General features: G+C 60.1%; 15 protein-coding genes and 1 other RNA gene. 7 read left to right on the top strand and 9 right to left on the bottom strand.

All coding sequences use genetic code 11. From position 1 onward, the window contains the following. The first annotated feature begins 188 nt into the window (after nt 1-188). Complete coding sequence (locus ACKUUJ_RS04980) at nt 189-929, top strand: GntR family transcriptional regulator (RefSeq protein WP_343006904.1); 741 nt, start codon at nt 189-191, stop codon at nt 927-929. A 107-nt stretch (nt 930-1,036) separates the two neighbouring features. Here the strand turns inward: ACKUUJ_RS04980 and ACKUUJ_RS04975 are convergent, their stop codons facing one another. After that, nucleotides 1,037-3,124: a glutamine synthetase III gene (locus ACKUUJ_RS04975; protein WP_118205277.1), complete on the bottom strand. Its 2,088-nt coding sequence runs from the start codon at nt 3,122-3,124 to the stop codon at nt 1,037-1,039. Nucleotides 3,125-3,551: 427 nt separating this feature from the next. On the opposite strand from ACKUUJ_RS04975, the gene ACKUUJ_RS04970 reads away from it, so the two are divergent. The 6 genes from ACKUUJ_RS04970 (at nt 3,552) to ACKUUJ_RS04945 (ending at nt 10,915) form a co-directional block, all read left to right on the top strand. After that, a complete protein-coding gene (locus ACKUUJ_RS04970) occupies nt 3,552-4,424 on the top strand; it encodes a methylenetetrahydrofolate reductase (protein WP_409064851.1) in 873 nt (290 codons plus the stop codon). Further along, entirely contained in the window at nt 4,424-5,212 is a 789-nt protein-coding gene (locus tag ACKUUJ_RS04965) for a hypothetical protein (protein WP_409064850.1), read from the top strand. The genes ACKUUJ_RS04970 and ACKUUJ_RS04965 overlap by 1 nt, the downstream gene beginning before the upstream one ends. Nucleotides 5,213-5,221: 9 nt before the next feature. Next, nucleotides 5,222-7,780: a homocysteine S-methyltransferase family protein gene (locus ACKUUJ_RS04960; RefSeq protein WP_409064849.1), complete on the top strand. Its 2,559-nt coding sequence runs from the start codon at nt 5,222-5,224 to the stop codon at nt 7,778-7,780. Nucleotides 7,781-7,888: 108 nt separating this feature from the next. After that, nucleotides 7,889-9,253: a PFL family protein gene (locus ACKUUJ_RS04955; RefSeq protein WP_349116553.1), complete on the top strand. Its 1,365-nt coding sequence runs from the start codon at nt 7,889-7,891 to the stop codon at nt 9,251-9,253. Between the two features lie 316 nt (nt 9,254-9,569). Further along, nucleotides 9,570-10,457: a methyltransferase domain-containing protein gene (locus tag ACKUUJ_RS04950; RefSeq protein WP_409064848.1), complete on the top strand. Its 888-nt coding sequence runs from the start codon at nt 9,570-9,572 to the stop codon at nt 10,455-10,457. 158 nt (nt 10,458-10,615) lie between these two features. Next, nucleotides 10,616-10,915, top strand: coding sequence for a YhbY family RNA-binding protein (locus ACKUUJ_RS04945; RefSeq protein ID WP_117839974.1), 300 nt, complete (start codon nt 10,616-10,618; stop codon nt 10,913-10,915). A gap of 58 nt (nt 10,916-10,973) precedes the next feature. On the opposite strand, the gene ACKUUJ_RS04940 is transcribed toward ACKUUJ_RS04945, so the two are convergent. The 8 genes from ACKUUJ_RS04940 to ssrA all read right to left on the bottom strand — a co-directional run bounded on the left by ACKUUJ_RS04940 (nt 10,974) and on the right by ssrA (nt 20,193). Continuing rightward, on the bottom strand, nt 10,974-13,970 hold the full coding sequence (locus ACKUUJ_RS04940; protein ID WP_409064847.1) for a BTAD domain-containing putative transcriptional regulator: 2,997 nt from the start codon (nt 13,968-13,970) through the stop codon (nt 10,974-10,976). A 450-nt stretch (nt 13,971-14,420) separates the two neighbouring features. Continuing rightward, complete coding sequence (nagB, locus tag ACKUUJ_RS04935) at nt 14,421-15,149, bottom strand: glucosamine-6-phosphate deaminase (RefSeq protein WP_409064846.1); 729 nt, start codon at nt 15,147-15,149, stop codon at nt 14,421-14,423. 272 nt (nt 15,150-15,421) lie between these two features. Further along, entirely contained in the window at nt 15,422-15,919 is a 498-nt protein-coding gene (locus ACKUUJ_RS04930) for a PTS glucose transporter subunit IIA (RefSeq protein WP_117839977.1), read from the bottom strand. A 71-nt stretch (nt 15,920-15,990) separates the two neighbouring features. Beyond that, on the bottom strand, nt 15,991-17,328 hold the full coding sequence (glmM, locus tag ACKUUJ_RS04925) for a phosphoglucosamine mutase (protein WP_409064845.1): 1,338 nt from the start codon (nt 17,326-17,328) through the stop codon (nt 15,991-15,993). 123 nt (nt 17,329-17,451) lie between these two features. Further along, nucleotides 17,452-17,847: a 30S ribosomal protein S9 gene (rpsI, locus tag ACKUUJ_RS04920; protein ID WP_022094634.1), complete on the bottom strand. Its 396-nt coding sequence runs from the start codon at nt 17,845-17,847 to the stop codon at nt 17,452-17,454. A 2-nt stretch (nt 17,848-17,849) separates the two neighbouring features. Then, on the bottom strand, nt 17,850-18,293 hold the full coding sequence (gene rplM / locus ACKUUJ_RS04915) for a 50S ribosomal protein L13 (protein ID WP_022094635.1): 444 nt from the start codon (nt 18,291-18,293) through the stop codon (nt 17,850-17,852). A 157-nt stretch (nt 18,294-18,450) separates the two neighbouring features. Further along, nucleotides 18,451-19,329, bottom strand: coding sequence for a patatin family protein (locus ACKUUJ_RS04910; protein WP_118080924.1), 879 nt, complete (start codon nt 19,327-19,329; stop codon nt 18,451-18,453). Between the two features lie 500 nt (nt 19,330-19,829). Then, nucleotides 19,830-20,193, bottom strand: a transfer-messenger RNA (tmRNA) gene (gene ssrA, locus ACKUUJ_RS04905). Nucleotides 20,194-20,241: the final 48 nt, after the last annotated feature.

The raw sequence follows: 20,241 nt of genomic DNA, 5'->3' as shown, positions 1-20,241 counted from the left end.
CATGTACTTGACGACTTGAATTATAGCCACATGATTTGCTATCTGTCTAGACATGTTAGGCACGCGGGTGAACGGTTGATTTATGGCGGTAAACGGCAACTTTAAGTGTCTCCACTTCCTATAATTGGTAGAAGCGGATAATCGCGCCGATTCGACGCATTCCGTACAACCTCAATAAGGAGAGCATTTTGGCAAGAATCCTGTACAGTGAAATATACCGAAGCCTACGAGAGCGGATTGTCGAAGGCAAGCATCCCGTGGGGTCGCTCCTTCCTTCCGAACAAAATCTTTCCAAAGAGTTCTCCTGCTCTCGAATGACGGTGCGCAAGGCCATCTCACTTCTCGCAAATGAAGGTCTAGTTCAGTCCATTAAAGGCAAGGGAGTCCTCGTAATCGAGACGTCACTTGCAGGTACCAGCAAAGAGGGCGCATTCACCGTAAGTGGCCTTTCTTCGTTCAGCGAATCGGCACACGCGATCGGAGCAATTCCAACGTCAAAAATCGTCTATTTCGAACACGTAAGCACCAATAAGTATCTAGCTCAATTGACGGGATTTCCCGAAGGAGAAGACCTTACGCATTTGAAGCTCGTCCGCATGCTCGACGATAAACCGGTCCTAGTCGACCGCCACTACTTCCTAACTTCTTCCGTCCCCGGCTTAAACGAGCAGAATGCTACCCTGTCGCTCTTCCATTACATCGAAGATGAGCTAGGACTCACCATTGCCGTGAGCAAACGAACGATAACACTCGCCCAGCCTGACGCCGAGGACTGCCGGTTGCTTGACGTCGATTCTTCTTCGTATCTGGCGGTCATAACCAGCCAGACATTCGACTCAACCGGAACTCAATTTGAGTATGTCGAGGCGCGTTATATTCCGAGCATCTTCCATTTTCACGACACGGCAACGCGCACACCCCTGCCCTAACAAATGGCGCGAACGGACGCCGCCCTAGTGAATTTGTTCAACAAAAAAGCCGGGGCCCGCGCGATGCGGACCCCGGCTCAATACCGTGACGATATGTCAGTTACGTTCTACACATAGAACAGAATGTCGTCGTAGGTCGGGACCGGCCAGTAGTCGGCGGCCACGATCTCCTCCATGGCATCCACGGCGGCGCGCAGCGTATCCATAGCGGGAACGACCTCGTGTGCATACACATTGGCCTGCTCCTGACCATCGAGGGCTTCGGCCTTCTGATGCACGGCGTCGAGCGCCTTGATGGAGTCGTTGATGGTGGTGATACCGTTGCAGAGCTTGTTGAGCGTGTTCTGCTCGCACTGCATGGCGGCCTCGGCACCGGCGGCACGAATAGTCTCAAGGCCCTTAGCGACCTTGGTGGCATAGGCGGTAATGACCGGGCGATAGGTACGACGCGCCTCGCGAACCATCGTGGTGGCCTCGATGTTCATGAGCTTGTTGTACTTCTCGAGCTTGCAGTCGTAGCGGCACTGAGCCTCGGCCTTGGTCAGGACACCCGTCTCCTCAAAGAGCGCGATGGCCTTATCGGAAACAAAGGCGGGCAGGGCGTCGGCCGTGGTCTTGTTGTTGGCAAGGCCGCGCTTCTCGGCCTCGACGGGCCACTCGTCGGAGTAGCCATCGCCGGAGAAGAGGATGCGCTGGTGGTCGGTCAGGACCTTCTTGCAGTACTCGAGCGCGGCGTCCTGGAACTCATCCTCGGGCGTACCCTCAAGCGCGTCGGCGAAGGACTTGAGCGACTTGGCCACGGCGGCATCGAGCACCAGGTTGGAGTCGGAAACGTTCTGCTCGGAGCCGCAGGCACGGAACTCGAACTTGTTGCCGGTGAAGGCAAACGGGGAGGTGCGGTTGCGGTCGGTGTTGTCCTGCATCAGCTTGGGCAGGGTATCGGCACCCAGGTCGAGTACGCCGCGCGTGGCATGGACGGAAGCCTTGCCATCAATGATCTTCTCGACGACCTCGGTAAGCTGGTCGCCCAGGAAGATGGACATAATCGCCGGAGGAGCCTCGTTGGCGCCCAGACGATGGTCGTTGCCGGCCGAGGCAACAGAGGCACGCAGGAGCTCCTGATAGTTATCGACGGCCTCGATCACCGCGGTGAGGAAGACGATGAACTGCAGGTTGTCGAGCGGGGTGTCGCCCGGATCGAGCAGATTCTCGGACTCAGTGCCAAGCGACCAGTTGTTGTGCTTGCCCGAACCGTTGATGCCCTCGAAGGGCTTCTCGTGCAGCAGGCAGACCAAGTCGTGGCGGGAGGCGATGAGCTTCATCTTCTCCATCATGACCAGATTCTGGTCGATGGCCTCGTTGACTTCGCCATAGACCGGTGCGAGCTCATGCTGGCAGGGAGCAACCTCGTTGTGCTTGGTCTTGGCGGGAATGCCAAGCGCCCACAGTTCATCGTCCAGGTCCTTCATATAGGCCGAGACGGTGGGGCGGATAGCGCCAAAGTAGTGCTCCTCGAGCTCCTGGCCCTTGCAGGGAGCAGCACCAAAGAGGGTGCGGCCGGTGATGACCAGGTCCTTGCGCTTGCGGTAGGCATCCTTCTTGATCAGGAAGTACTCCTGCTCGTCGCCCACGGAAGGAACGACCTTCTTGGGGGTCTTGCCAAACAGCGCCAAAACGCGCTTGGACTCACGCGAGAGCGCGGTCATGGAGCGCAGCAGCGGGGTCTTCTTGTCCAGGGCCTCGCCCGTGTAGGAGCAGAAAGCCGTGGGGATGCACAGGACATCGTCCTTGATAAAGGCGGGGCTAGTGGGGTCCCAAGCGGTGTAGCCACGGGCCTCGAAGGTGGCACGCAGGCCGCCGTTGGGGAAGCTGGAGGCGTCCGGCTCGCCCTGGATGAGGTTCTTGCCCGTAAACTTGGTAATGGCGGTGCCGTCGTGGTTGGGCTCCAAGAAGCTGTCGTGCTTCTCGGAAGTAATGCCCGAAAGAGGCTGGAACCAGTGCGCATAGTGCGTCGCGCCCTTGGAGATGGCCCAGACCTTCATGGCATGGGCAACGGCGTTGGCCACATCCAGGTCGAGCGGCTCACCGCCCTCGAGGGTTGCAGCAAGGCGCTTCCAAATGTCCTTGGGGAGGTAGTCCTTCATGACTTCCTCAGAGAACACCATGGTCCCGAAGCGGTCAGTAAGTTCGGCCATACGGAACTCCCTTCGTATCGGCACCGCGTGAGAAGCGGTGTTGATTACTAACGAACGAGTCATAGCTTAGACTCGCCGTGTTTCCGCGACATTACCGTTATGTTGCCGTCGCGAAACCAATCATTGAGGTTACCCTATCGAGGCGGCGTTGCCACCCTCAACAGCCAATCAACTGCATAAATTGCAGACCTCTCCCCATGGTTTAAGGGTAGTCAATTTGGGACGGGGCTTTCTTAACTGGTATTTCGCATCAGATACCATTCAATATAGCCCCATCCTACATTGACTGCCCTGTTATAGGAAATGCCGATAGCGAAGCATTTTCGATTGGTATCCCCAAATCGAGAGAGAAACTCCACCTTAGCACAGTGGTGCTGTAGAATCCTTGCAACAAAACATCGCACCCAGGCATCTAAAGGAGCACGATATGCGCGTCGATGAGGTTTTTAAGCAGGCAGCATCCCAGGGCACCGCGCCCGTTTCGTTTGAGATGTTCCCGCCCAAGGGCGAGCTGACCCTCGATACGGCTCGCGAAGTGGCAGGCAATCTGTGCAAGCTTTCGCCGAGCTTTGTCTCGGTCACCTGCTCGGCCGGCGGCTCCGGCAACGGTGCCACCACCGCCCCCATAGCGCATATGATTACGAGCGAATTCGATACACCCTCGGTGGCACATCTTACCTGTGTGGGCCGCTCGCACGCCGATATCGCCGCCAAGATCGACGAATACCACTCCGCCGGCGTAGAAAATGTACTGGCTCTGCGCGGCGATCTTCCCGCTGGCGCGACCGAGGACGACAAGCCCGCCTCGGACTACGCCTACGCCCGCGACCTCATCCCCGAGCTCGTCGACGCCGGCTTTTGCGTGGGCGCCGCAGCCTACCCCGAGGGCCACATTGCCTGTGAGGATCTCAACCTCTCGGTCGAGCACCTCAAGCAAAAACAGGACGCCGGCGCGAGCTTCTTTGTGACGCAGCTCTTTTTTGACAACGAGTGCTTCTACCGTTTTCGCGAGCTTGCCGACAAGGCCGGTATCACCGTGCCCATTACTGCGGGCATCATGCCGTTTATGGGCAAGTCGCAGATCAGCCGCATGGTCTTTATGTGCGGTGCGTCGCTGCCCTCCCCCGTCATCAAGATTCTCGCCAAATACGAGAACGACCCCGCGAGCCTGCAGGCAGCCGGTGTAGATTATGCCGCCCGCCAGCTTTGCGACCTCAAAGAGCACGGTGCCGACGGTCTGCACCTGTACACTATGAATCGTCCTGCGATCGCCGCAACCATTATGGAGCGCCTGGGGTAATGGAAAAACCGCACGTCGATACAACCGTTGTTGAAGTGCCGGCCGACCTTGCGTCGCCGGCGCTTTACCGTATCGACGCTGCTCACCACCCTCGTGTCGACCGTGCCGAGATGCTGCGGTATCTGGGCTACGGCGGTCAGCAGATTGAGCCCGAGCTGTCGCAGCGTATTGAGCTTGTCGTTGAGCGTCTGGAGCTGGATATTGAACCCCGTGGCGTGCGCCGCGTATTTGCCGTCGATGCCACGGGAATCGATGAACAGGGCGAGCCTTGCATTCGCTTGGTCGGCACCAACGTTGAGCTGCGCGGTCGCGATATCTATCGCCACCTCAAAGACGCCCGCTTTGCCGCGCTCATGGCATGCACTCTCGGCATGGACGCCGAGCGTCGCCTGCGCACCACGGGAGCCCAGCAGCCCCTAGAGGGAGCCGTGCTCGATGCCGCGTGCTCCGCCTATGTAGAAGCCGCCGTCGAGCAGATGGACCAGCAGGTCAAGGCTGCGGCCGCCGCGCACGGACTCGCCGGTAACTGGCGCTTTAGTCCCGGCTACGGCGACTGCCCGCTTACGGCCCAGCGCTCAATCGTGGCTGCGCTCAACGCCACGCGGCTCATCGGGCTGACCGTCACACCTACCAACCTGCTCATGCCCACCAAAAGCGTGACCGCGGTAATTGGTCTGTTCGACGGCGAGGTCCACGACGCCCAGAGCCATCCTACCTGCACTATCTGCCGCATGCGCGAGCACTGCCGCTTCCGCGCCGCCCACACCACCTGCTATTCCAGCCATTAGGAGCCCTCGATGTTTACTCCGCTTATCACTCATGATCTGGACGGCGCCGCGCTGGCGGCGCCCGTTGATGCCGCACGCCGTAATGGCGCTGTATACAAGACGCGCACGATCGACGACCTTCGCATTAAGGGCGTTCGCCTGCGCGCCGCCATCGAGGGCACGGGGCACCTGCTGTTCGACGGCGGCATGGGCACCATGCTGCAGGCGGCTGGCATGAAGGCCGGCGCCCTGCCCGAGCTGCTCAACTTTGAGGAGCCCCAGGTTATCACCGATATCCAACGTCAATATGTCGAGGCCGGCTGCGACGTGATTACCGCCAACACCTTTGGCGCCAACGCCCACAAGCTCGACGGTGCCGCCACCGTGGCAGATGTCTTTGCCGCCGCTGTCGCCTGCGCCCGCGCGGCCGGTGCCCACTACGTCGCCGGCGACATCGGCCCCATCGGTGCCCTACTGCGCCCCTTGGGCACCCTGAGCTTCGACGAGGCCTATGACCTCTTTGCCGAGGAAGTGCGCGCCGGCGTCGATGCGGGCGTGGACCTCTTTATTATCGAGACCATGACCGACCTTGCCGAGATCAAGGCTGCCGTCCTCGCCTGCCGCGAGAACTCCGACCTGCCCGTCTTTGCCACCATGACCTTTGAAGAAGACGGTCGCACGTTCCTGGGTACGAGTCCCGAGGTGGCCGCTATCACGCTCGACGCCATCGGCGCCGACGTTTTGGGCATCAACTGCAGCCAGGGACCGGCCGAGCTCCGAGGGCTCGCCGCACTCATGCTCACCGTTACCGACAAGCCCGTTATGGTGCAGGCCAATGCGGGACTGCCCCACGTGGACGATGACGGCAATACCGTCTTTGATATCCAGGCCCCCGAATACGCCAAGGCCGTCACCGGCATGATCGAGGACGGCGTGAGCGTCGTGGGTGGCTGCTGTGGCACCACGCCCACGCACATGGCGGCACTTCGCACCCTCATCGACAACCACACGCCCAGCCCGCGCCGCCGCAAGCCCAGCATGTCGGTCACGAGCGCCCAGACGGTCGTGGACCTTCCCTGTGACGGCCACAAAATCGCCGTCATCGGCGAGCGCATCAATCCCACTGGCAAAAAGCGCCTGCAACAGGCCCTGCGCGACGGCGACCTGGACTACGTCGTGAGCCAGGGCATCAGCCAGCAGGAACAGGGCGCCGACATCCTGGACGTCAACGTGGGCCTGCCCGAGATCGACGAGGTCAAGATCATCCAGCAGGCGACCGAGCAGCTCCAGGGCTCCACGCTGCTGCCGCTGCAGATCGACTCCACCGACCCCGCAGCCGTCGAGGCAGCCGTGCGCCGCTACGCCGGCAAGCCCATCATCAACTCGGTCAATGGCAAACAGCAAATCATGGATGAGATCTTTCCGCTGGTCGCCCATTACGGCACCAACGTCGTTGGCCTCACGCTCGATGAAGGCGGCATCCCCGATACCGCCGAGGCTCGCTTCGCCATCGCCGAGCGCATCGTGGCCGAGGCTGCCCGCTACGGCATCGGCCCGGACCGCATCCTCATCGACTGCCTGGTCATGACCGCCTCGACCAATCAACGCCAGGCCGAACAGATCCTGCGCGCCATGTCCCTGTGCAAGGAGCGTCTGGGCGTCAAATGCGCGCTCGGCGTGTCGAACATCAGCTTTGGCCTGCCTGCCCGCCCGCTGCTTGGCTCGGTCTTTTTGGCTGCCGCTTTTGGCGCGGGCCTGGACGCCCCCATCATGAACCCGGGCTCCAAGCGCTTTATGGATACCGTCTACAGCTATCGCGTGCTGAGCGTTGAGGACGAGGGCTCGACCGGATACATCGAGCGCTACGCCGGCTGGACCGATCCGTACAAAATCGCCGCAAACCCGACGGCAGCCCAGGCGGCATCGACCGACGCCGCGCCCGCTGCTGGCACCGCCGGCACCGACGGCAACGACGACCCGATTCGTCGCATGGTCGTCTCGGGCCGCAAGGGCGAGATCGCGGCCGAAACCGAGCGTCTGCTGGCAGATCACGACGCCATGGACCTCATCAACAATCACTTTATCCCCGCCCTTGACGAGGTTGGCGTCCTCTTTGACCAGGGAAAGTTCTTCTTGCCGCAGCTCATGGCCTCGGCCGAGGCCGCGCGCGTGGGCTTTGACACCATTAAGCGGCTGATGCCCGCCGGCGAGATTGCCGACAAGGGCAAGATCTGCGTGGCCACCGTCAAGGGCGACATCCACGACATTGGCAAGAATATCGTCAAGATGCTGCTCGATAACTACGGCTATACCGTCTTTGATCTGGGCCGCGACGTCGACCCGCAAGAGGTGCTCAAGACCGTGAGGGAGCGTGACATCAAGCTCGTCGGCCTCTCGGCGCTTATGACCACCACGGTCGTCGCCATGGAGGAGACCATCAAGCTGCTCCATGCCGAGGTTCCGGGCGTCAAGATCATCGTAGGCGGCGCCGTGCTCACCCCCGAATACGCCAAGCAGATCGGCGCGGACTACTACGCCAAGGATGCCGCCGAAAGCGCGCGCATCGCCGAAGAGGTCTTTGGGCAGTAACACAACGGAAACAACCGAGCACCAAAACGTGCCGCATGTGCCACTTGGCACGTGCGGCACGTTAGAATAGACAAGACTATGCTCGTTTTGGCAGATAGGAGTGCAAGGATGGCGATCACGCCCGCAGAAATCGCGGAAACCCGCGGCATGGTTGAGGAGCAGAACCTCGACATCAGGACCATCACCATGGGTGTTTCGCTCATGGGTTGCGGTGACGAGAACCTCGACCGCATGTGCACGAAGATCTACGACCACGTGACGCACACGGCTGAGCACCTGGTCGAGACCGCCGAGAACCTCGAGCGCGAGTACGGTATCCCCATCGTCAACAAGCGCGTTTCCGTCACCCCGGTGGCACAGATCGCCGCGTGCTGCAAGGATGAGGACCTCACCCCCATCGCGCATGCCCTCGACCGCGCGGCCGAGACGCTCGGCATCGATTACCTGGGCGGCTTCTCCGCACTCGTCCAGAAGGGCATCGGCGACGCCGACCGCCGCGTTATCCAGTCCATCCCGCAGGCGCTCGCCGCCACGAGCCGCGTCTGCTCCAGCGTCAACGTCGCCAGTCTGCGTGCCGGCATCAACATGGACGCCGTGCTCATGGCGGCTCAGACCATCATCGATGCCGCTAAACTCACGGCCGACCAGGATTCCGTCGGCGCTTCCAAGTTTGTCTGCTTTGCCAACATGGTCGAGGACTCCCCGTTTATGGCGGGCGCCGTCCACGGCGGTGGCGAGGCCGACGCCGTCATCAACGTAGGCGTCTCGGGCCCCGGCGTTATGGCCGCAGCCCTGGAGACGCTGCCCGATTCCGCATCGATGATGGAAGTCGCCGAGAAGATTAAGCAGACCGCCTTTAAGATCACCCGTGCCGGCGAGCTCATGAGCCGCGAGGCCGCCCGTCGCCTGGATGTCGAGAAGGGCATTGTCGACCTGTCGCTGGCTCCCACGCCCGCCATCGGCGACTCCGTCGCGCGTATCCTCGAGATCATCGGTGTTGGCACCTGCGGTGGCCCGGGCACGACCTGCGCACTCGCCATGCTCAACGATGCCGTCAAGAAGGGCGGCGTCATGGCCAGCTCCAGCGTGGGTGGCCTCTCGGGCGCCTTTATCCCCGTGTCCGAGGACGCCGGCATGATTGCCGCCGTCGAGGCCGGCGCGCTTTCGCTCGAGAAGCTCGAGGCCATGACCTGCGTGTGCTCCGTCGGCCTGGACATGATCGCCATCCCCGGCGACACCCCGGTCGAGACCATCGCCGGCATTATCGCCGACGAGATGGCCATCGGCGTCATCAACAATAAGACCACGGCCGTGCGCGTGATTCCCGCCATCGGCAAGGGCGTGGGCGACTGCGTCGAGTACGGCGGCCTGTTTGGCCGTGCGCCCATCATGCCGGTGAACCCCAACGCCGGCACCGTGCTCGCCCACCGCGGCGGACGCTTCCCAGCGCCGCTGAACTCGCTCAAGAACTAGCTGAGGGGGACTGGCGAGGAGCCCCGGGGAGGGCAAATATATAAGGTCGCCTGCTCGGACAGTCCTGACTCGCACGGAGAGCACATTAAGTGCTCTCCGGCTCGTGCGGAACTCGCGATCGACCTTATATATTTGCCCTCCCCGGGGCTCCCGCACAACGGGACCTCAGTTGGGTTCTATCCCTTTGGCAGTCGCTTCGCTTCTGCCCTACTTTGCTGGTATGGCGGTTTAGCGTTGGATCGGTTCTTTCTGATATATGCTGGTTGCGGCTCTTCTTTTGGGAGGAGTCGCTTTTTTGTTGTGAGGGAGATGGCCCGTGGCTGATGATTTGATTCGTTCTGAGCTGCTTTCTGCGGATTGGAATGGCGAATGGATGCGTCTGCAGGCCGCTCGGCATCGGGCTGATGATCCTTTTGAATGGGATAAGCGGGCTCGACATTTTCGTCCGCTGGAAACTGCCCCGTATGCTCGGGATTTTATAAAGCTGTTGGCGCTTGAGCCTGGCGAGTCGGTGCTCGATATGGGGTGCGGGGCTGGGTCGATTGCTATTCCGCTTGCTCAGGCTGGGCATCCTGTAATTGCAGCCGACTTCTCCCCCGCTATGTTGGGCACCCTTGATGCCGGCATTGAGTATTACGGGCTCGAGGATCTGATTACGCCGCTTGAGCTTGCTTGGGATGATGATTGGGATCTGGTTGGGCCGGTTGCCAAGACTGTAGATGTTGCCTTTGCGAGTCGCTCGGTTACTACGAACGACCTGAAGGGAGCACTTGCCAAGCTTGACCGTACGGCTCGTCGGCGTTGTGCTGTCACGATGGTCGCCAACTCCAGCCCGCGCTATGACCTGCACCTGATGAACGCTATCGGTGCCTCGGTTACCCGCAGTAATGGCTTTGTGTATGCCTTCAATATCCTCATTCAGATGGGCGCCCTGCCGCAGGTTACGTACTTTGAATCGCCTCGTCGCGATACCTTCGATAGCCTTGAGGCGGGAGTGGCGGACTTCTCCCGCATGCTCGAGCACGGTAACGAGGATAAGATTGACCGTCTACGCGACTACGTCGCTCAGCATATGATTGAGAATCCCCATGCCGGCGAGCCAGGGTCCAAGGGCGTACCGCAGGGGCGTTACATGCTCGACCACGTCCGCAAGGTCCGTTGGGCGTTTATTGCATGGGAGCCGGTCTCCATACCCCGCCCGTAGCCCATCTAAAGCTTGCATCGTCTTCCCGCCCGGCATCCGCATTCTTTGCGAACTGGGCAAACGCGCTCCACACCGCGCCGTTCCTGCGCTATCGTGGGACAGCTCACGTAGATTAAGGCCCCATTGCGGGGCGCCCCATACATAGAAAGCGAGAACCCATGGCACTGACAGGAGCCCAGGTCAAGCAGCTTCGCAGCATGGCCCATCACCTCAACCCCGCCATCATCATCGGTAAGTCCGATGTCAACGAGGGCACCGTCGAGCAGACGGTTGCCTACCTGGAGAAGCACGAGCTCGTTAAGTGCTCCGTGCTGGACGGCTCCAGCCTTTCTGCCCGCGAGGCCGCCGAGGAGCTCGCCGAGCGCTGCCACGCCGACGTCGTTCAGGTTATCGGCCGCAAGTTCTCGCTGTATCGCGAGTCCTCGCGCAAGGATATCGAGAAGATCAAGCTCGTCTAAAACCGACTGGCCATACCGAGTAGCCTGCGGGCGTCCGAGTGATTCGGGCGCCCGTTTTTTATCGCTCGACAAGCACGCGCTTGAGCCTGCCTTCGACCAGGCGCTCATACAGGCGCCTTGTCTCGGGCTCGGGCACGCCTTGAACCTGCTCTCGCAGGTGGTGCATGTGGCCGCTGTATAGCTCGACAACATCGCGGCGTCGTCCCGCCGCACCGTAAACGCGCATGGCACAGCGAACCATGTCCTCGCGCGCCGTCTCTTGGCGAAGCCCCGATTCAACGAGCCAAATTGCCGATTGCAGGTCATTTTCCTCGAGAGCGGCATTCGCTCCCCTAATCATGCAGTCGATGTACTTGGATTGCATAATGTGGCGCATGCGCGTAAAAAACGTGGGATTGCAACCGGTGGGAACATACAGCGGCCCCGCGTAGAGCTGCTCAACCTTAAGACAAAGCTCAACCAGGTGAGGGCCTCTCGCGCCCATACGGTTTCCCAGGATCTCGCGGCTCAGCTGGTCAAAGAGCCTTACATCGGTCTTAACGTAGTCGCCGTTGAGCCCTATGCACTCGTTTTGGATGAGCACGCACGACTTGCCATCCGGCGTTGGACCCAAAGCCGAGCGCAAGCGCGATACCGTCGAATACAGATTGTTGCGCGCGGCGCTAAACTCGGCATGGGGCCACAACTCCATGGCGATTGTCTCGCGGTCGACCATGGCATCCATGCCCAACGCGAGCCGCTCGGCAAGTGTTGCCGCCTTTTTGCGACGCCACATCTTATCCGTGATGGGAAAGCCGTCGCGCTCGGCGCGAAATGTGCCAAACATGCGCATCTCAATATGGCCGATCGCATCGACAGCCTCAACCTCGCCCGCCTGGAACAGGTGCTCGCTTTCGCCCTCAAAATCATCGCGTAGTGAATACCGCGACAGCTCACGCACCGGAAGCTTCTTGCGAATCCTGACGGCAGGCTCGCCCAGACAGTGCATCGCAAGACGCGCAAATAGCCGATACGATGGGTCTAAAATCCCCGAGCGATTCATAGACATCCAGGCGGCAAGATCGCTATCGCGGCCCGCAGCGGCCAGGTGCAGCGCCACGATCCAGGCTTCTGAGCCACCGACCTGCGTCTTGCTAATGTCGAGCAGCTCCGCCTCTTCGCGAACCGATACCAGCGATGTATTGCGCAGGTACGCCACGCGCTCCAGCAGCAACGCGTTTTCGCGCATGTACGCAATCGATTCGTCGGCGAGCTTGAGCACCTGAACCGCGCGGAACTTCGCGTTGACCGGCCGCCCCTCCGCCAGCGATTGCCAACCCTCCAGCAATAACCCAAACAGCTGAATTTGATTGTCACGAACACGCACCGCAAAGCGGTCGAGCTCGCCAAACGCCACATCGTCGGTCACGGGCAAGCCCGCGAGCAGGCGCCGCGCCGCGAGCACCATACGCAGCCAAATGGATGGCGCCTTAAGCCCGCGGATATCGAGTGCCTCGAGTATCTGCGCCATCTTGTCATCGCGCTCGTCGGGTTTAGCAAACGAGCCGTCGAACAGCTCCACCAGCATATGGTCGGCCTGTATGAGAATCCCCGCGATGTCGAGCTCGCAATCATAAGCTTTGCACGCCTTGAGCTTCGCGAGAACATTGCCGTCTTCCGCTCGCTCGGTTAGGTGGCGCTTGACCTCGATATGCGCGGACAGCATGTCGAGCACCTCGCAGGATGTCTGTTCTTGCACAACAGGGTTGGCGGGAAGCCCCAGGTCATTGTCGCCGTAAAAGGCGATAGTAAGCGCCTGGGCTATTTTCCAGGTAGCGGGGTCGACCTCGCGGGCCGCCTGGTCACCCGCACGTTCGATAACGGACGCCATATACCTTGCTAGCTTTGTATTGCACACGCTGACAGCCGCCAGATACACGCCGAGTGCCTCGGCGGGTGTCGGCTCTTGCTCCTGCTTTTCCGCATTGATCATCGCCGACGCCGCACGGCAAATGTCCCCTCCGTGCCCGGTCAGGGCAAGATCGGCCCCATACTGCCCGGCAAGTTCCAATACCACATGGCGGTCCAAGAACGCGTCGGCCAGGTCCATAGCCAAATCGCATCGGCCCGCCTTGATCAAAATGCGAGCAGCCCGCGATACAAGTTCGGGACGGATCTCGGCAACAAGCTTTCGCAGCCTCAGGCGCGCGTTGTCCTTAGCGCCCAAACACCTAAAGGTGCGATCAGACGGATCCACGCCAAAAATCGGATAATCGCGCACAAAGATGGACTGGTCGACCATCGAAAGCCTCACGCCGCACGCCTCTAGCTCCGCAATGCGGCCCTCGCCCATCAGTACCATCAAACAGGCAACGGTAAACAACAGGTTGTTCTCGAGCGATGCGAGATCGGCCAGCGCCGCACCGTACACGTTGACGATTTCGTTCTCGAGCAACCCGGCAACATCGCCCTGTCCATACATTCCCGTCTGCAGGGCAGATACCAGCTCGGGTACACCCTGTGTGAGCCGATAGAAATCAAGCGATGTGCTGATTGAGAATGCCGTGGCCCATGACGAATACTCATAGGCGTGCACCTTGAGCATCTGCGCATTGACTTTTACAGAATCGCCCAGCCCGTGGATAAGCAATCGGTTGGAGGGGCGGCAGGCAATAAAGACCCCCGTCCCCGTAGCACGTAAGCTGCGGATTCGATCGATGAGGTCCTCGGTTTCGTGCTGCTCGAGATTGGGCACGTTGTCGATCGCAACGAGCGAATGAGGTTTGTCCTTAAGCTCATCGGCGACAACCTCGAGCTGCATAAAGAGCTCGCGTCCAATCGCGCGGTCGGCCTCGATAATCCGAACCGGCCCTCGCGTGGGGTCCGATTTAACCTCCTGCACGTATTGCAGCAACACCGACGTCTTACCAAACCCGTCGGGCGCGTAGAGCAAAACAATTCCCGCCTTGCGCCCTTTAACGATGAGCTCGTTCATCAAGCGATCGCGCCGCACCATATAGCCGCCGCCCGTCGGCATCAACTCGAGGTCGTCCGTATTGCCCAGATCGTTTACCATGCTTGCTCCTCAACTCGACCATATGGACACCGTAGCTGCAGGACCATATGAGCCGCCCCGTGAATAGCGCGACTTAGAGTTTTTAATTGTCTGCCGGTACGTGTTTGGCAAGTTTTTGTACAGCGAGGCCCGACGGTAACTTATCCCCCGACCAATAGGTCTTTGCGCAGGTCAATGCGCTTGCCAGCATGTCCCATCCCATTTGCAGTGTAGCGCAGTCGGCTATTTTTATTTGAGTTGCGCAACTCGCCTACTCCTCGCTACCGCCTGCGACTCTATGGTGGCAAATGTGCATAGAATCTGCTATAGAATGAATCACAAAAATTTAAAACCCTCCAGTCAAGCACGCGGCAAGGTTTCCGTCATGTATACGCCACGGCGTATGTCCACTAAAAAGGCCCCCGCAAAGCGAGGGCCTTTTGAGAAACTATGTAAGATCGCTTGATCGCGTTACTCGCAGAGCGAAAGAGCGGCCTCGTCAGCAACGACAACGCAGTTGGTGTGCAGCTGCAGGATCGAAGCCGGGCATTTGGGCGTAACCGGACCATAGCACATATCGTGCACGGCCTGAGCCTTGGCCTCGCCGTTGGCGACAACCAGGATCATGCGGGCATACATGATGGTCTGGGTGCCCATGGTGTAAGCCTGACGGGGCACGTCATCGATGCTGTCGAACAGGCGGCTGTTGGCCTGAATGGTGCTCTCGGTGAGGTCGACGCAGTGCGTGCCCTTGGAGAAGTGGTCATCGGGCTCGTTAAAGCCGATGTGACCGTTGTTGCCAATGCCGAGCAGCTGCAGATCCGGGTAACCGGCGGCAGCGACGATCTTGTCGTACTCGGAGCAGGCAGCGGCGGCATCGGGGTTGGAGCCATCGGGCACGTGCGTGTTGTTCAGATCGATATTGATGTAATCGAAGAAGTTCTCGCGCATAAAGTAGTGATAGCTCTGGGGATCGTCGTGCGAAAGACCACGATACTCGTCCAGGTTATAGGTGCTGACCTCGGCAAAGTCAATGTCGCCCTTCTCGTACCAAGCAGCGAGCTGTTTGTAAGCGCCAATCGGGGTGGAGCCGGTGGCAAGACCCAACACGCAATCGGGCTTGAGGATAACCTGAGCCGAGATGATATTAGCGGCCTTGCGGCTCATATCCTCGTAGTCTTTAGCTTTAATGATTTTCATTACGCGTCCTTTCTCGTACAAGAGAGGCAAGGCTCCCCTTACAAGCACTTGCCCGCGGCCCGCGTCGGCCGCAACCAACGTGTGCGGCCACCAGGGCGAGGTCGCGTAATATATGTGTCTCGTGTCTAACCGCGTCGAGGCCCCTGCCCGTCCACGGTGACCCAAAGCCTTTTAGCTTCGGACAATCCCCATCTTGCCACGGAGGGCGCCCTCTTTCAAGGGCGCCCTCCGTAAACGTGATTGAATTGTAGGCTAAGGGCCAAGCGGAGCGACTAGCGCTCGCGAGCAACGATGAGCTGGTCCATCTCCTCGACATGCTCGCCAACGGAGCCCTTGATGCTCGAGAACTCAACAGAGTTGCACACCAAGATGGGAACCGTCACATCGTAACCCTCGGCAGCAATTGCCTCGCGATCGAACTCGATGAGCACATCGCCCTTATGGACGACATCACCCACCTGTGCATGCACGCTAAAATGCTTGCCCTCAAGCTGGACAGTGTCCAAACCAACATGGATAAGCACGTCTAGACCATCGACCGTGTTGAGCGCAACGGCATGACCCGTGGGAAAAATCGCCTCGACCTTAGCGTCAGCCGGAGCAATCACACGTGTACCCGTAGGCTGAATCGCCACGCCCTGGCCCAAAAGGCCGGTAGCAAACGTCTGGTCTTTGACCTCGGATAACGGAATGACGTCGCCCGAGATGGGAGCATCCAGCGTAAGGACTCGACCACGCATACCAAAAGACCTCAGGACTTTAGTGAACATGCTCCCCCTCGGACATACCAATCAATCAAAATAACTTTAACAGTTTACCACTTGGCACCCGTTTTTGACCATTAGGGAAGTTCGCGCTTGACAACCTCGACGATGTCGTCAACCACACGCCGGGTCAACTCGTGCGTCTCGGCCTCGGCCATCACACGGACCAGCGGCTCGGTGCCACTCGGACGTACCAGAATGCGGCCGCGGCCGTTGAGCTCCTTCTCGGCGGCAGCGACGGCGTCCCAAATGGGCTGACAATCGTCCAGGCCGGCCTTATTGTCGGAATGTACGTTGACAAGTACCTGCGGGTACTTCTTCATGATGCCGGCAAGGTCGGTGAGGGTGCGGCCGGTGCGCTTGAGCACGGCCAGAAGCTGCAGGGCCGTCACCAAGCCGTCGCCGGTGGTGTTGTGCTCCAGGAAGATGATGTGGCCGGACTGCTCGCCGCCGATGACGGCACCGTCCTCGAGCATACGCTCGAGAACATAGCGGTCGCCCACGGCGGTCTGGACCATCTCGAAGCCCTGCTCCTTCATGGCGATGGAGAAGCCTAGGTTGCACATAACGGTCGAGACGATCTCGGAGTTGGCGAGCTTGCCGCGAGCGGCCAAGTCGGAGCCGCAGATGGCCAGGATGTAGTCGCCATCGATTTCGTTGCCCTCGCTGTCCACGAACAGCACGCGATCGGCGTCGCCATCGTGAGCCAGACCGATGTCGGCGTGGGTGCGCAGCACGAGCTCACGCAGGGGCTCAAGATGAGTGGAGCCGCACTCGACGTTAATGTCGGTGCCGCAGTAGTCGGTGTTGATGGCATGGACCGTGGCGCCCAGGCGCTGCAGTGCGGCGGGCGTGGTCTGGCAAGAAGCGCCGTGGCCGCAGTCGACGGCAACAACCAGGCCGTCGAGCTTAAGGCCGTCGAGCGTGTTGATGGCATGATCGACATATGCCTTGCGGGCGTCCTTCATCTTGATGATGTGACCCACACCGGCGCCGGTCGGCAGCGTGTCGGCAGCCATGGCCTCCTCGGACATGACCCAGGCGCTGATCTCTTCCTCGACAGCATCGGGAAGCTTCATGCCCTTGCGGCTAAAGAACTTGATGCCGTTGAACTCCGGCGGATTGTGCGAAGCAGAGATGACGATGCCGCCGTCGAGCTCGTTTTGGACGGTGAGCAGCGCCACGGCCGGCGTAGGGATAACGCCGCAGCAGTGCGGTCGGCCGCCCTCGGCCATAATGCCGGCGGTCAGAGCACTCTCGAGCATGGTGCCCGAAAGACGCGTGTCACGGCCGATGCAAATGTCCAGACCAAGGAACTTGGTCGCCGCACGGCCAAGACGAAACGCGAGGTCGCACGAGAGGTCGGCGTTGGCGACGCCGCGGACGCCATCGGTACCGAAAATGTTCTGGGGCATAGGATCGCTCCTTCCCAAGTGGGCAAAACGCAGTCGCCCACCCTAGTCGAAAAAGAAAAGCGGGACCCGCCGAGCAATCGGCAGGCCCCGCTTGTACATTGTATCTCGTAAGGAGATAAAACCTTAGCGCTTGGAGAACTGGGGAGCGCGGCGAGCCTTCTTGAGGCCGTACTTCTTGCGCTCGACCACGCGAGCATCGCGCGTAAGGAAACCGGCCTTCTTGAGGTCAGCACGGTAGTCGCCAGCGTTCAGAAGAGCGCGAGCGATGCCCAGGCGCAGAGCGCCGGACTGACCGGAGATGCCGCCGCCATCGCACAGAGCGATAACGTCGAACTGACCGGCGGTGTCGGTCACCTTGAAGGGAGCAAGGGCGTTCTCAACGAGCTGATGACGGCCGAAATACTGCTCGGCGTCACGCTTGTTGATGGTCACCTTGCCGGTGCCGGGGACGAGACGGACGCGGGCGACGGCGTTCTTACGACGGCCGGTACCCTGGTAGACAACGGTGTTCTCAGCCATCTTTAAGCCTCCAGCTCAATCTTCGTGGGGTTCTGGGCAGCGTGCGGATGCTCGGCACCAGCGTAGACCTTAAGCTTGGTCATCTGGGCACGGCCGAGGGTGGTCTTGGGCAGCATGCCGCGAACGGCGCGCTCGATGACCTTCTCCGGGTGCTTCTCCATAGCCTGGCGGAAGCTCTCAGCCTTGAGGCCGCCGTTGTAGCCGCTGTGGCGATAATAGGTCTTCGTGTCGGCCTTGTTACCGGTAAGCTGGACCTTATCGGCGTTGATGACGACAACGAAGTCGCCGCAGTCGCTGTTGGGCGTGAACTGGGGCTTGTTCTTACCGCGCAGAATCATTGCGATCTGGGTGGCAAGACGGCCCAGGACAGCACCATCGGCGTCGACGAGAACCCAGTTGCGCTGGACCTCGCCCTGCTTGGCGTAGTGAGTCGATTTCGAAATCACTTAGACTCCTCCATGTACAGTACGTGTTGTTACAGAGATTCACGGGGCTCTGCAAGTAACCCGTCCATATTACCCCGCTCGCCGCCCGAGTCAACAGGTATTTTGGTTCTGACCAGACTTTCTGCACATGTCGTCCATGGGTCATGACGTCGCGACACTAGCGCTCGACAAATGCCTCGATATCTCCCAGCAAGCGCTTTGCCTCCTGGCGGCCCTGAATATACAGGTCGAGGAGCTTTGCTGGATCGTGCTCAACGTGGCCGACCTCGACCGGCTTTTGCGGAGCAACGACCAGTGCGCGGCCCTCGCGCTCATACTTCCACAGATGCATGCGCTGGATGTTATAGCGGTCGTGGCGCGTCTCGATAGCCTCGAGCAGGTAGGGGTAGTCGGCATAGCGGGCGCGCGCGGCGGGCATAAACTCGTAGGGCTTTTTCTCGTACGAGCGGTCCTGCGTGACAATGACAACCGCGCGATCGAAGCCCGCCTCCTCCAGCACGTGCTCGATGGGAACCGAATCGGCTACGCCACCGTCGACGTATTTGTGCCCGTCAATCTCGACCGGCGGCGTCACCAGCGGCAGCGACGTCGAGGCGCGCACGGCATCGAGGTCGAGCACGGCGCTTTTGACCGGCAGGTACGCGGCAGTTCCAAAGAGCATGTCCGTCGCGACGGCGTACATCTCGATGGGGCTCGCATCAAACGTCACGTTGTCAAAGGGATCCAGGCGGTCCTGGACATCGTTGAAGATAAAGTCGTAGCCCACAATAGAACCCGTGGACGCAAACGATGCGGCACCCATGAAGCGGTTGTCGTTGCAGAAAGCCAGGTTGATGCGGTTGGCACGGCCGATCTGGTGCGACTTGTAGTTCACGCCGTTGAGGGCACCGGCCGATACGCCATATACCGCCGGAATCTCGACGCCAGCCTCCATGAGGACGTCGAGCACGCCTGCGGTAAATTGCCCGCGGAAGCTGCCGCCCTCCAAAACAAGCGCGACCTTGCCGGCGTTCTTTGCCTTATCTTCTGCAGTCATGTTGACCTCCTGCTGTTTCGTTTGGGCTTCTTCTACCCAGTTTTGGGATAGAGAGCGCATTGGTTTTTGAGTTGCGGAGGACGGGGCGGTCGGCGGGAAAGCGCGTCCCGGTCTCAGAGCAAATTCCGGGTCGCAGTTTCCGCTGAGCTCACCATTCGGAAAGCGTGTCCCGGTCTGCGTTGCCAAGGCGTTTTCTTTACGTCCGCGCCCTGCGCAGAGTTCGATTCTCCGCGGTACGGGGGTGGCGTTGGCGCGGGGTATTGCCGGTCGTCATCCCATCGGCATCGCATCTATATAGGGCTGGAGCTTTGCGCGGAGAATCCGCGTATTTGCTTCGCAAATCCGCACCGGCTTCGGCCGCCTGCCGGCGTCCTCGCCCGCTCGCTACAAACGCTTCGCGTTTGCTTAACGCTCGCGCCCTGCATAGAGTTCGATTCTCCGCGGTACGGACTAGAAATAAAAAGGCAGGTAGATACGAATATCTACCTGCCTGTTACTTATGGTGGAGGCGCGGAGAATCGAACTCCGGTCCACGAAAGCCCCCTGATTGGCATCTCCAAGCTCAGTCGCTGGTTTTGTCTCGGACGCTTTGCGCGCAGCGACACGCTCGCGGCGTCCTAACCGGTTCGGTCTTAGCCTGCGCCATACCGATTACGTGCGCAGGAGCATTCCCCTAAAATGACGTCGCGCCGGTGTCGGGGAAATCACCGGGTTGACGCGCCGCTATAAACTAAGCAGCGAGAGCCATAGGCTCAAAAGAAGAGTTGTTGTCAATTCAATTTGACGGTACCCCTGTTTAACGAGGCGAGGAGACCTCGGCTTGCTTCCTCTCTCAGAGCTATCGTGTCGAAACCAGTCGCCCCCGAATGTCGGGAAAGTCTGGATGGCATTGGGCACGAGCACCCAACACCC

Origin of the sequence: Collinsella sp. wc0583 (assembly GCF_046116915.1) — a bacterium.
Lineage (GTDB): Bacteria > Actinomycetota > Coriobacteriia > Coriobacteriales > Coriobacteriaceae > Collinsella.
This window is presented reverse-complemented; position numbering and strand designations above follow the sequence as displayed.